The organism is Candidatus Jidaibacter acanthamoeba (assembly GCF_000815465.1).
Lineage (GTDB): Bacteria > Pseudomonadota > Alphaproteobacteria > Rickettsiales > Midichloriaceae > Jidaibacter > Jidaibacter acanthamoebae.
In genome coordinates this window covers 1-14,963 of sequence record NZ_JSWE01000138.1, presented here as the reverse complement: position 1 = coordinate 14,963, position 14,963 = coordinate 1, and the positions used below count along the sequence as shown (strand labels likewise).

Genomic DNA, 14,963 nt, shown 5'->3' with positions numbered 1-14,963 from the left:
TGATATTAGAAGCTAGAAGAGAAGAAATACTNAAAATAATGAATGGGAAAGATTATAGTTCAAGGGCAGAAAGAGAACTTGAAGATATAGAAAAGCAGATTGAAGAAATTACAAAAGCTTCACTAAAAGGTAAAGATAAACTAAATAGCGAAAGTATGGTTGGAGAAGATGAGCTAAGCCAAGCTATAGACTTATCGACTATGATATTTTCAAAGAAAGAAGGAGATAAAGAAAACTTAACGAGCAGTACTACTGAATTTAAGCTAAGTAGGTTACAGAACCAGATCAATACGGAATGTGCAGCAGTATTAAGCTCAATTTTACCTAGAATACACATAAGAAGTAAAGTTTATACTGAAAGTATATTACAAGTCCCACAGGAAGCTACATTACGTATTATAAGATACTTATCCGCTCAAGATCTTATACAATTATCTCAAGTATCAAAAGAATTTTCAAAGGCAGGGAAACTTAATAAGTATTTAATAATAGAGCAAAGATATGCAGCAGAGTTAAGGAAATTAGTATATGACTATACCTTAACTCCTTGTTTTGAAATAGGTACTAACTTAATAAAAACATATAAAGAGCTTGGCGATTTATATATAGATATAGGAAGAGTATCCAACAAAGCAGAAGATTATACAGATGCAGCAGTATTCTACCAGTATGTATTAAGCATGGTAGAAAGACTAAAAGAGGAACAAAAAGCTAAAACTAACCAAGAGCTAGAAAATTATAAAGTTCAGGCATTTGAGCAGTTAGACATAATATGGAGAGAGCTTAGAGAACTAGTATATATTTCGACGAATAGAGAAATTACTAGCCGACTTGGGTTGGTTAAACATGAGTCTGAAATTAATAGAGATTTCTTAAAGAAATTAAGGATGGATACAGAAAACAAAATACAAGAGATAGATGAAGATTCATTAAAGAAAGAAGAAACTGAATCAGTATATGAATCAGAAGAATACTTTATAAATGAATCCAGGGGATTATTTGAATATATAGCTAAAGAAGTTAAAGGCTTTATAGCAAGAATATTTAAAGAGTGTGAGGAAGTGATAGGTGAGCCTCCTTGCAAATATAATGCCATAGGACTAGGGTCATTATCATTGAATCAGTTTACACCATATTCAGATCTAGAGTTTGCTATACTTACTGAAAATGAAGAATACAAGCATAACAGTGATCCTAAGGTTCAAAATTATTTCAAGAACCTAAGCCACTTAGTACATTTTAAGGTAATTTGTTTAGGAGAAACTATAATACCAACCAGTAAATATAGTATTAACTTAGAGAGTTTTGTATGTAGAGGGTTTAACTTTGATTTAGGAGGTAAGACACCATTAGGTAGAATAGAGAAAGACAAGCCTTATGAGTTAATACAGACGACTGGAAAGATGGCAAGATATTTAGATGAGAAGTATAGTCATGTAGATAAGAATCTACCATATATATTAGAAGCAAGTTGCTTTATTTATGGGGAAAAAGAGTTGTTTGCTAATTTTAGAAAAAAAGTAACAAATTTCTTAAATATTAAAAATGAAAATGGTATACCAAATTATGAAGTTAGAACTCTAAAAAGATTAAAAGAAGGTGTTACAGAATATAATTATAATAGTAACCCGGGCAAGCCTAAGTCAATAAGCTATAAGGGGGATATTGATAATTTTAGACCAAGTCTAATAGGTACTGATGAAGGAAAGCTATTAGATGTCAAACAAGAAATATATAGATTACCGGATAGGCTTTTATATAGTTTAGCATTAAATTTTGGAATAGAAGCAGAAAGTGCGTGGGACGCAGTAGATAAGTTGCATGAAAAAAATGTGATTGGATCTATAGAGCAAAAGAAATATGCACCACATAATTTAAAGTTTGCAACTAGTTTTGCAACAATGCTTAGATTACGAACTTATTGCGCTAACAGGGGACAATTTGATTCAATTTTATTATTTCAATTAGAACATAACAACAGCGAAGAAATAAATCATTTAACAAAATATTTCAACTTACCGGCAGAAGAATTAACAGAAAAAGGGAGCTTATTTAAATACTATTATATTGCAATACCATTACATAAAATAGTAGAAGAATTTTGTACTCAGCAAAATGCCATAAGTGTTAATGCCAAAAATACCTTTTTTTATAATGAAGGATTTTATAGTAATAAATTTTTATATAAAGGAATAATATATCTTAGAACATTGCAATATGAGAAAGCACTCAGCGCATTTAAGGAAGGAATTAAAGAAGAGCCTCAAAATTTTCTAGTATTAACTCAGCTTGGATATGTTTTATATATGCAAGGTAAGTATGAAGAAGCTCTAAGATGCTATAAACAGAGCTTACTTATAGTGGAGAGGATTTATGGTATGCGGCATTCTATCTATATTAATATCTTAGGGAGCTATATAATTCCGGTATTAGTAGCACAGGGGAAGAATAAAGAAGCTTTAAAGTATCATAAGCAGGTATTAGATGCTATAAAGGATATCTATAATAATGAAAACCCTGAAGATTATACTGCATATTTAAATAATATTGCTATAGTCCTATATAATTTAGGTAAATATAAAGAAGCTCTGAAGTATTTTGATTTAATCTTAGATATTAAAAAGAAGATATATAACCCAGAGCATCCTGAATATGCTATTTCTCTAAACAATATGGCTGCATTGTTATATGATATGGGGCAATTCACACAAGCTTTTAAACTACATAAACAAGCTTTAGTTATTAGAGGAAATACTTATGGTAAAGACCATCCTGATTATGTAGGATCATTAAATAACATAGCATTAGTGCTAAATGAGTTAGGGCAATATGCAGAAGCCTTGAAATATTACGAACAAGGTTTAGTTACTATAAAAAGAGTATATGGTAAGGATAATCAAGCATATGCTAATATTACAAATAATATGGCTATAGTATTTTATCACCAAGGAGATTATAATAAAGCTCTTCAATATTATCATAATGCTTTAAGTATTAGAAAAAATATATATGGAAAAAATCATCCTGATTATACTGATTCATTATGTAATATTGCAATAGTTTTACGGGATATTGGAGAGCATAAACAAGCTTTAAAATATTATCAAGAAGCTTTAAGTATTAGAGAAAATGCTTACGGGAAAAATCATCCTGATTATGGTACATTATTAAGCCTTATTGCATTAGTACTTAACATGCAAGGTAAGCATTATAAGGCTCTAAATTATTGTAATGAAGCTTTGTCTATTATACAAAATAAATGTGGTAAAAATCACTCTTATGCTACGTGTTTAAACAATACTGCTACCATATTACACAGTATTGGAGAATATGAGAATGCTTTAGAACACTATAAACAATCTTCAGAGATTTTAGATAGCATATATGGGAAAGAGCACCATCTTTATGCTATCTCCTTAAACAATATTGCTACAGTATTGCAACGTATGGGACAATATAAAAATGCTTTAGAATATTATAACCAATCTTCAGGTATTTTTAAAAAACTATTAGGTAAAGAGCATTTCTACTATATTAATTCTCTAAATAATTTAAGTACAGTTTTACAAAACTTATGGAAATTTAAAAAGGCATTAAAAAAACAATTAGAAGCACTTAATATTCTGGAAAATACACCACAGGTCGGTATCAATATGTATGGGGTATTATTATTAAACATTAGTAATAACTTAAGGAATTTAGGACATTACCAGGAGGCCTTAGACTTTGTAAAACAATCAAGCAATATTGTGCTTCCGGAGCATGATTATATGGAAATTGCTACAGAGACGTCTGTCAAATGTACAATAGCATTAGCTAATCAGAAGATACTATTTGACCATAGAGATGAAGCATTACCACTTTATTTCTCTATAGGGATAGAAGAAGAAAATTTAGCTCAAGCTCTAAGGGAATTTGCTGACTACTATTTATATAATAAGAATGACTTAAATCTAGCCCTTAGTTGTTATAAAGTATTAAATGAAAAGTTATTACCTAATTCGAGAGAGATAAAATATAAATTAGCTCATACATATGATATGAAGGCTATGGTTTTGAAGGAAGTTAATAATATTGAAAAATCTAAAAAATGCTTAAACAAAGCAAGACTACTATTTAATCTAGCTTTAAACTTAGAATCAGAGGAAGTAATAAATCTATCTATCTATATTGAATATGCAATGTTTTTAATAAAATACCACAATGCCAATAATCGAGAAGAGTATACTAAGATAAAAGAATTATTAAATAAAGCAATAGAGCTACAGAATGACTGTTCAAGTTTAGTATATGACCAGGTAGAAAAGTTAACTGTAGTAGAGCCACTTCAAGAATTGCTAAATAGTTGTGATAGTATAACTGTTGTACCTAATATTTTAATTTATTATCTATTAATTAAGGCTCATAATTTATATGAAAGAAAAGAGGAAGCAGCAAAAGTATTAAAAGAATTTGCTACCGATGTAATGAGTATTAAACAAGAAGAAGCAGAAGTGCCATTAAACCTGTTAATTACAGCTTATAAAGAGCTAGGTTTTGAATTTCAAGCGAAAATATATCAAGAAATATTAGTAAGAGTTTTAAGCACAAAACAAGGAATAGAATATATTAATAAGTAATATAAAGGATGGAGTAAGAAAATTATACAGACTTATAAAAGTTAATCCTTAATCTTACGGTTATCACAAGCTATATACCCTCTATCCCCTTGGTCTAAATAGCAATTTAAGTGACTTTAGGTGGAGTTTAGTATAAAATATGATGCATAAGAAGAAAAGAGGTGAAGTATGCCGTTTGTAAAGTACCTGGATCCAAAGAATGATATAGCATTTAAGAAGATATTTGGAAGTGAAAAAAATAAGGATATAGTGGTTCATTTCCTAAATGATATACTAGGCAAAACTGGGGAAGGGAAGATAAAGGAGGTGAGTTTTCTGAACCCTGTACAAATACCTGAGATAGCAGTAAAAAAACAAAGTATAATTGATGTGTTATGTACTGATGAGTCAGGAGTACAGTATATAGTTGAGATGCAAGTTGCTAAAGTAAGGGGATTTGAAAAGAGAGCACAGTATTATGCAGCGAAAGCATATAGCAACCAAATGAATAGTGGGGAAGAGTACGGGAGTCTGAAGGAAGTAATATTTTTAGCAATAGTAGACTTTGTAATGTTCCCGGATAAGGAAGGATATAAGTCTGAGCATGTGATACTGGATAAGGCAAGTTATGAAAATGACTTAAAGGATTTTTCTTTCACATTTATCGAATTACCTAAATTTAAGAAAGATAGAGTAGAAGACTTAAAAACGCATGAAGAGAAATGGTGTTATTTTTTCAAGCATAGTAAAAACCCCGAAAACATAGAGAAGCTAATTAAAAGTAGTGATAATGTGATCAGCAAAGCTTATGATGCGCTGCTAAGTCATCATTGGAGTGACCAAGAGCTTAATGCATATGAGCAAGTGACTAAAGCAAATCTTGATGCATTGGCAAGAGAGGCACAAGTAAAGGAAGAAGCTATGGCTGAAGGTATGGAGAAAGGCATTATTGAAGGAGAGAAGAATAAAACATTAGAAATAGCAAAGAAGATGTTATTTAAGAATATACCTGTCGAAGAGATAATAGAATTAACCGGCTTGACTGTAAAAGAAATCAAAGAGATAAAGTAGGTATTTTATATTAAAAGTGCATAAGGCAATAAGCGAAAAAGCATGATAACGAAAGTTACGTAATTTATGATAGCTTCTATATGAACTAAACACTTATACGTTTTCTCTAATCTTTTATTTTTCCATTGTTAGCTCAAACATGGCATCAGAATCAAAAGTTAATATTATTTATATTTATTAGAAACATTACTTTAAAGAAATAACTATACTGGAAACCATATATGAAATCATACTTTAGCAATAAATATATAATTTAAGGTAAAGAATAAACTTTTAGTATTAGTAAAAGAGTAGTTGCTTGTTTAAAAACTATAAAACAATGTTTAGAGGCATGTATATTTAATATTAGGTTAACTATATGCGTGCTGTTACTTCCTCAAATAAATCAGATGCCTCTGTTCAAGATATTTCTGGTGAAGAAAATATCAATACACTATTACATAAAATAGTTACAAGCTTATTTATAGGTGAGAATTATAGCGAGCTTAGGTGGTATATAAAATCAGTTAATATAGGTGTGGCTTCAGATAAGAAGTGGGATACTACACTGTATAATCATTTAAACACAGCTATAGAAGAATATAAGAAGGAACGAGGAGCTTTTTCTAAGTATAAAGGGAGAAAGCTAGTAGAAGAAGTATATAGCTTTGTTACTCAGCAATTAGATAATGAAAAAGGATATCAAGTTACTGAGAGAACAAAAAAGCTATGTGAGGATATATTAGAGTGGGAAGCGCAATTTAAAACAATGAAAGAAGGAGCTGTAGAAAGTTTAGGTTCAGCTTCCAAGGAAGATGAAGAGTATAGTAAAAATACCGGGAAAAAATTAAGAGATTTAAGTGCAGCGGGGGATGATAGAAATCTTATTAACCATGGGGGAGATAGAAGATATTGGTATAGCGTTACTGACGGATTTAGACTGCTGGTAGCAATAAGAAAAAGTATGTTACGTCCTATCGATATAGAAGGGAGAGAAGAAGAAAGATATACTACACACCGGGAGAACGAAGAAGGCATATTTATAGCTGATCCGTACCATTCAGATAATTTTAATCAATATCTGAGAGATGATATAGCAAGAATAACAGGTAATCATGAAATAGAAGAGTATAACAATGATAGATGGCAATCTATGCCGAGAGTTATAGTGCTACCTATATTATATGGGCTACATTGGAGAAGCGTAAGGATAGAGATAGATTATAATAATAGAGAAAGTAGTATACTATATGATGATCCATATGGGGTAGGTCATTTTCCAAAACAAGAGATGGAAAGACTATTAGAAGTAATAAAAGAGCAAATTAGAATATTAATAAGAACAGAGCTAGGAGCTGAAGAAATAGAGATAAAAGTTAAAGAATACGAGAAGAAGATAGACCAGCAAGAGAGTTATGAGAACAGCTATGATTGTGGTGTAATAGTATTCAGTAATATAAGGGATTACAGTAGGAGAGAGATAAGGAATGAAGTATATGCAGAAGCATCAGGTAGTGAGGTAAATATATATAGTTTAAGTCCAACTAGTAAAAATAAGCATGAAGAGGAAGTAGTAGGGATAAGAGCTAGGCATATAAGAGAGTGTGGAGAGATAGTAGGCATAGAAATAAATACTGATAGGTTAGAAGAAATAGAAGAAAGTATAAGGCAAAGCAGCAAGAACAGAGTAGACCGTTTGGTAGAAAATGAATCAAACATAGGAAAGAAAATAAGTGAGCTACCTTCAGAATATATAGAGATGCTATTTAGTATACTAGAGCAGAAGAAACCATTAGGAGAAACAGGAGAATATATAGAAGAAGAGCTAGAGGAATGTTACGGATTACTTTTTAAGAAGGTAGAAGAGGAAATAAATTTAGATTTTATTGAAAAGTATATAGGAAAAGGAGAAGGTAAAGAAGATGAAGAAGAATTGGGTGATAAAGTTTTCCTAAATGTAAATGAAACTTTGAGAAAAATAGAAGGGATAAGAGAAGAAGTAAATAAGCTATACGAAGTAGGAGATATAGAGGATTGCTTAAAAAAGATAAAAGAAGGGTTAAAGCTATGTAACAATGAAATAAATGCAGGTAAGTATTATGAGCAGGAATATGAGCTATTTTTAAAACTGGGAGATATATATTATAAAGGAGAAAATAGATTAGATTACCCTAATGCTGTAGGTATATATCAATACATGCTTAACATAATAGATAGATTACCTGATGGAATTGATAAAGAAGGTCGGAAGAAGGAAGTAGAGAATAAAATAGGATTGGTAGAAGAGGAATTTATAAAGCAATACAGCAATGGTAAAGTAGTATCTAAAGAATATAGCGGAGAAGCAAGCTTAAGGAAAACAAGAGAATATAAAACTAAATTAGAAGAGCATAGGGAATGGGCTAAAGGGGAATTAAAGAAAATAGAGGAATTTGAAGAAGGACTAGAAAAAAGGGCAAAGGAAGTAGAGAGAATATACGGAGAGATAAGAGAATATTTCATAGGGGGTAATGGGTTAATCAAACAATTACTGAACGACTGTATAAAAGAATTAGGAGGATTGCCAAAAGTAATAGATAAAAGAACAGGGGAAGAAAGGGAAGTAGAATATGCAATATTTGGTATGGGCTCTATGGCACTAGGCACTATGACCCCATGGTCAGATATGGAATGGGGAATATTAATAGAAGAAGGACTAGAGAGAGAAGAGAATAAGGTGAAAGAGTACTTTAGGAATTTAACAGTAATAATGTATATAAAGCTCATATGTTTTGGAGAGTCTCTGCTTACTGTACCTGGAATTAAAGAGTTGAACAACTTTAAGCTAAGTGATGGTACAGACGGGGAGCATAATTGGTTTTATGATAGGGTAAGTAGGAGAGGATTTAGTTTTGACGGATCACAGTGGCATGCATGTAAGTCACCATTAGGAAGAGAGAATGGATATAGGAAAGCGCAAACTAAAGAACACGGAGGAAGGCAAGAAATAATAGAGTGTGATACATTTGAATTGATAGGTACAGTAGGAGAGTTAATTAAATTTCAAGAAAAAGAAAAATGGTGGAAAGAGGATAAGGAGTTGGTACAAGCACTATGGCATATAGTGCAAATATTAGGTAGTACTGAGTTAATAGAGAACTATCAAAATAAGCTAGTAGAATGTAGTGAAAAAATAAGAGAGAGATCATTTGAGATACTCAAACAAGATAACTTAAAATTGAATCCGTTTAGCCAAGTATTTAATCTTGAAAAAGAAGGCCAGATATTAAATGTAAAAAAAGAGATATATAGGTTCCCGGATAGGATAGCAGTTGCGTTAGTAGATATTTTAGGTGGTAATGGAAGAAATGCATGGGAAGCTATCGAATCACTTGCTAAGAAAGAAAGTAAAGGGATAAGTATATTTAATTCAGAAAGCATGCAAATAGCACTTAGTATAGCCACTGAACTAAGACTGAGAGCCTATGCCCATAATAATAGCCAAAGAGAGGATTTATCTGCATTAATAAGATATGAATTGCAAATTGAAGGATTTAAAGAAGCAGCAACAGAAAAAATATTTTATATAAAAAATCTAGAAATACTTTATAAATATTATTATATAACTCTACCTTTAAGCCATATCCTTCGTAATATAGATAGCACAATCTTATTAAATGATAGGCTTAATGAATTTGGTATTTATATGGAAGAATCTTTTACCAAAGGATTTATATTTAAAAGGTTTTTAAAATACCATGACGCGATAAAAGAATTAGAGAATGTGGATTGTAATACTGAAGAAGAGTATTTCTATATTAAAAGCATATTGGGTGAACTTTATTTTAAAACTGGTAAAAATAATGAAGCATATGGATTATACATGGAAATGTATGAAAGAGAAAATAGCAAAGGGCAGGAAACAGATAACCATGTTATTTCTACAATATTATCAGGAATAGTAGCTGCTCTATATAATTTAGGAAGGTATAAAGAAGCCTTAGTAAAATGTGAAGAATGTTTAAAAATAGGTAAAGGAATATATGGTGTTAATAATTTACATATAGCTAATACATTAAACTTAAAGGGCGGAATTTTAATTGAACTAGGAAAGTTATTTCAAGCTAAACAATATTTTAGAGAGAGCTTAAAAATAAGGCAGGAGATTTATGAAGAAAGAATCGATCATATTGATATCGCGGCCTCATTAAGTAACTTTGCAAGTATTTGTGAAAATTTAGGTGAATATACAGAAGCATATGATAATTATCAAAAAAGCCTTGGTATGTTAATGAGAATATATAAAGGAGAACATCCTACTATTGCAGCTTTAATGAATAATCTAGGAGCTACTTTGGAAAGCCTAGCAAAATATGAAGAAGCATTACTGTATTATCAAGAAGGGTTGAAGATATCAAGGAAAATATATCAGAATAAACACTATGCAGTTATATATGCGCTAAATAATATCACTAACATATTAAGAAAACTAGGAAGGTATGAAGAAGCACTAGAACATCAAGAAGAAAGTCAGACAATATCCCTTAATGTTTTTAATAAAGATAATCCTTACTTAGCAGTTACACTGGATAATAAAGGTATGATACTTCAAGAACTAAGTAGGTATAATGAAGCGTTGGAAATATTCCAGAAAAGTTATAAAATAAGAAAAAAAATACATAACGATAAAAAACATAACGATATTGCAATCTCATTAGATAATATTGGTTCAATATACAGAGAATTAAGTATGTATGAAGAAGCTTTAAAAGCATATGAAGAGGCGTTAGAAATAAGAAAAGGTATATATAAAGAAATAAAACATCCTGATGTCGCAGGCTCATTAAATAATATAGGGAGTGTATTATTAAGCTTAGGCAAATATAATACAGCACTAGAAAAGTTTGAGCACAGCTTAATGATAAGGAAGGAGATATATCCAAACATGCATCCAAGGATTGCTGAATCGTTAGGTAATATAGGTGAAGTACTGGTTAAACTAAATAATTATGAGGGAGCATTAAAATGTTATGATGAGTGCTTAGAAATTGAGCGCACTATTTATAAAGGGGATCACCATAGCATAGCTAAAAGTTTAAATAATATTGGAAGTGTTTTTGGTATATTAGCACAATACGATAAAGCATTAGCGAACCATCAAGAAAGTTTGGAGATTAGTAGAAGGATATATAAAGGAAATCATACTGTAATTGCTGAATCACTATGTAATATTGGAAATACATTACTAATGTTGAGACGAGTCAAAGAAGCAGCCGAGTACTATAAAGAAAGTCTAAAAATAATGAGGAGAGTATATAAAAAGAATAATTTCCAAATTGCAACTTTAATAAATAATATAGGGGGAATTAAATATTGTCTTGGTGAATATGAAGAAGCTTTAAAAGAATACCAAGATAGTCTTGGAATAAGGAGAGAGATATACAAAGAGAATATGCATCCTGATATTGCTGAATCTTTAAATAATATAGGTATGACATTAATAAAGTTGGGAAGATACAAAGAAGCATATAATGCTACTATCCAATCACTGAAAATATATGAAGATTTACAGTTATTATCAAATACAAATACACAAATTGTATTCAAAACATTACAAAAAAGTACTATAGGGTTAGCGAATCAATTATTTTTAGCTAATGAGAAATACGAAGCGGTATCTTTATACAATACTTTAGGTGTAGAATCTGATAACTTAGAGCAAGTAATTAATATCTTAGGCACGAAGTTTCTTAATGATGGAGAAATAATTTTAGCAGTAGCTTGTTATGAAGTGCTAAGTGAAAAGCTTTTGCCTCAATCAAAAATAGTAAAACACAACTTAGCGTGCATTTATCACGTTATGGCAATAGATCTTAAAAAAAGAAATAAACCTGATAAGTATAAAGAGCATTTAAGTAAAGCAAAAACACTGTTTGAGTCGATATTAAACATGGAATCCGAGGAGCCTATAAATGCTGCTTTATATACAGAATATGCAATGTTTTTAGTTAAATATCATAGTACTACTAATCAAGAAGAGTATATAAAAATAGAAAAGCTATTGAATAAAGCAATCGAAATACGAAATGATAATTCAGAATTAGCATATAGCCAACTAGAAAAATTAACAGTAATTGAGATATTACAAAGCATATTAAATAAACACGATAATATAATAATAAGCCCGAATGTTCTAGCTTATAATTTATTAGTGAAAGTACATAAAGAGCATGGAGAAGTAAATAAAGCAAAAGAAATATTAAAGGATTTTGCAATAGAAGTTATGAAGATTAAACAACAAGGTGCTGAAATACCATTGACCTTATTAATTAATAGCTATGAGGAATTAGGATTTAAGTTCCAAAGTAGAATATACCAAGAAATATTGGTAAGAATAGTAGAAAATAGGAAGGATGGCTTAGAGAAATAAGTGGATAGAAGAAAAAAATATCTATAGCTAGAAAAATGCTACAATATGGAATGCCTATAGAAGAAATTATGAAAATTACAGAACTTGCTCGTGGAGAAATTGATAAGCTGAAATAAAGAAAAAGTAGTAAGCAAAAAAATATGATAATGATGTTATGCTATCCTATCCTAAATCTGTCCTGTCTTTATTTCCCTATCTTTAACAAATATATTAGCGGGAGTTGCTAAAATATAAAAATATAATATTGCATTAATTATTTAAATAAAGTAGACTAGATAAATAAACTAGATTGATAATGGAGGGTTTATGAGAATAGTTGGCATGTTTAAAACAAAAACACATTTACCGGAGTTAATTAAAGAAGTTGAGGCAGGCGAAGAATTATGTATAACAAACAGAGGGAAAGAAGTGGCTTTTATTATACCTGTAGCTAAATATTACTCCCAAAAAACTGATGACATATTTAAAAAATTTACTGCACTTAAAAAACGTAGTCCACTTGGCTCCAAAGATGATATTATTAAAATGAAAGATCTTGGTAGAAAATGAATTTAGTCATAGATTGTTCATTTATTATGTCATCGATTTTACCGGATGAAACACAATTTAAAGTAGATAACATTTACAATCAAATATCTAACAAGGTATATAAAGTATTTGCTCCTGCTATATTTTATCTGGAATGCAATAATGTCCTTATATCATCATTAAAAAAACAACGTATCGAGAAAAGTGATTATGAAGAGTATTTGCAGCTCTTAAATACTCTTCCTATTAATATTGATAAATTTTGTTCTAGTCCTGAATCTCTACATACAATAGCACGGATTGCAACTAAATATAGTCTAACATCCTATGATGCTGCTTACCTTGAATTGGCCCTACGTCTTGAAGCCAAAATTGCTACTCTAGATAATGGTTTAGCTAACAGTTGTAAGATTGCAAATATAGAATCTATAATTTGAAAGTAATTGCTTAAATAGGATTTGGCGCATAAATAGTGGTTTACATCAGCGTTATTTTCCATAAAATATATTATCATAGTTTTATTTGTTAGCTTAAAATGATAATGTCGTGTTTGTACAAATTAGAAATGTCGCCTTATATATTGAAGTTATAAGTCAATATACAAGGTTTATAGATGGAAGGAACATACACAATGAGTATAAAAGAGATAAGCCGATTGGAGATATTGCAAAAGTTACTTAACCGAGAACTAACACAAATCAGAGCATCACAAATACTTAATATTAGCACTCGACAAGTGCAAAGGCTTTTAAAAACATATCACACTTTAGGAGTATCAGGGATAATATCAAAAAAACGAGGAAAGCCTAGCAATCGCTGTATTCCTAATACAATTAAGCAATATGCCATTAGTCTGATAAAAGCAAACTATGCTGATTTTGGACCTACCCTTACAGCAGAGAAGCTACTAGAAAAACATGATTTAAAATTATCAGTAGAAACAGTGCGTAAGCTTATGATTGAGAGTAAAATATGGCTACCAAAAAACAAACTACATAAACGTTCATATCAACCTCGTTACCGAAGAGAAAGATTTGGGGAGCTTATACAAATTGATGGTTCAAGGCATTATTGGGTTTGAGGATAGAGAAAATAAATGCACCCTACTCGTCTTTATTGATGATGCTAGCAGTAAACTTACAAGTTTGCATTTTGCTCCTTCAGAATCAATTCATAGTTATTGTATAACAACTAAGCAACATATAGAAAAGCATGGTAAACCAATAGCTTTTTATAGTGATAAATTAAGTATTTTCAAAGTTAATTCCACTACTAGTAAAAACCAAATAATGACACAATTCGGCAGGGCTTTATATGAGCTAAATATTGATCTTATTTGTGCTAATACTTGCCAAGCAAAAGGACGTGTTGAGCGCGCTAATAAAACTTTGCAAGACCGTTTAGTAAAGGAACTAAGGTTAAACAATATTTCCACTATAGCTGAAGGTAATGCTTATCTTCCAACATTTGTAGAAGACTATAATAAGCGTTTTAGCAAACTCCCTATTAATTCCTTAGATATGCATAGACCTTTACAAAAACATGAAAGCCTTGAAGAAACTTTATGTTTCAAGCAGGAACGCACTGTTACAAATAATCTAACCATTCAATATGATAGAGTTATGTATTTAATAGAAGACATAGCTTCTAATAGAAAGTTACGGCGTAAAAAAATTATGCTTCATGAATATTCTGACGGCAGCCTTAGCTTAAATTATAATGGCAAAAAAATTAAATTTAGTCGGTTATATGACAAGGTAGCCCCTATAGAACAAGGAAAAACAGTACCTAATGAACGTTTAGATGCTATGATGGTAATAATTAAAGAAATGCAAAAAGGAAAGGAATTTAAGCGCAGTATAAGCTGCCCTAGTAAAAGTCATTTAGGCATTATACATGAAGTACAATTACGAAGAAAATCTAATAAAAATTATCAGCTACAAACTTAAAATACGACATTTCTATCTAGGACAAAAGGCGACATTTTTAATTTGCGTTGACAATGCCAAACTATAAAATATGTTAAATTGTGTGATTCATATACCTAGTTACCATTGGAATATAAGATTAACTCTTGATTAATATGTGCCTCTCTGATTCATAGACATCATTACCAATCTTCAACTATTATTTCAGTTTTTATATTGTTTTTCCCCTAAATATATTAGCTACTTCTTCTTTAATGCTCTTATTGCTTGGTCGTACTTGTAGTTTTGAATAACAAAACTTTCTTGATTTAGCTCATAATTCACCTGTATTTCATCTAAAGAGGGAATTTTGTTTTCTAACTCCTTATATCTTTCCCAAGGTGTTTTACCTTGTAAAGCGCTATGTGATCTTTGTTTATTATAATATTCTTCCCATACTTTAAGTTTATC

General features: G+C 30.5%; 7 protein-coding genes and 1 pseudogene. 7 read left to right on the top strand and 1 reads right to left on the bottom strand.

Annotation, left to right across the window (positions count from 1 at the left end; translation table 11 throughout):
• The first annotated feature begins 38 nt into the window (after positions 1 to 38).
• The 7 genes from NF27_RS06970 (at position 39) to NF27_RS11270 (ending at position 14,534) form a co-directional block, all read left to right on the top strand.
• On the top strand, positions 39 to 4,619 hold the full coding sequence (locus NF27_RS06970) for a tetratricopeptide repeat protein (RefSeq protein WP_039457518.1): 4,581 nt from the start codon (positions 39 to 41) through the stop codon (positions 4,617 to 4,619).
• A 168-nt stretch (positions 4,620 to 4,787) separates the two neighbouring features.
• The gene (locus NF27_RS06965) at positions 4,788 to 5,669 is read left to right on the top strand and encodes an Rpn family recombination-promoting nuclease/putative transposase (protein WP_039457516.1); all 882 of its coding nucleotides are present in this window, start codon (positions 4,788 to 4,790) and stop codon (positions 5,667 to 5,669) included.
• A 358-nt stretch (positions 5,670 to 6,027) separates the two neighbouring features.
• On the top strand, positions 6,028 to 12,057 hold the full coding sequence (locus NF27_RS06960) for a tetratricopeptide repeat protein (protein WP_039457513.1): 6,030 nt from the start codon (positions 6,028 to 6,030) through the stop codon (positions 12,055 to 12,057).
• Between the two features lie 306 nt (positions 12,058 to 12,363).
• A complete protein-coding gene (locus tag NF27_RS06955; RefSeq protein WP_039457511.1) occupies positions 12,364 to 12,606 on the top strand; it encodes a type II toxin-antitoxin system Phd/YefM family antitoxin in 243 nt (80 codons plus the stop codon).
• Complete coding sequence (locus tag NF27_RS06950; protein WP_039457508.1) at positions 12,603 to 13,022, top strand: type II toxin-antitoxin system VapC family toxin; 420 nt, start codon at positions 12,603 to 12,605, stop codon at positions 13,020 to 13,022. Before NF27_RS06955 ends, NF27_RS06950 begins: the two co-directional genes overlap by 4 nt.
• Before the next feature lie 176 nt (positions 13,023 to 13,198).
• Positions 13,199 to 13,666, top strand: a complete 468-nt coding sequence (locus tag NF27_RS11275; RefSeq protein ID WP_053332659.1) for a helix-turn-helix domain-containing protein — start codon at positions 13,199 to 13,201, stop codon at positions 13,664 to 13,666.
• Entirely contained in the window at positions 13,641 to 14,534 is an 894-nt protein-coding gene (locus tag NF27_RS11270; protein WP_053332658.1) for an ISNCY family transposase, read from the top strand. The genes NF27_RS11275 and NF27_RS11270 overlap by 26 nt, the downstream gene beginning before the upstream one ends.
• 219 nt (positions 14,535 to 14,753) lie before the next feature.
• Here NF27_RS11270 and NF27_RS12505 read toward each other — a convergent pair.
• A pseudogene (locus tag NF27_RS12505) lies at positions 14,754 to 14,963 on the bottom strand (IS481 family transposase); the annotation flags it as partial.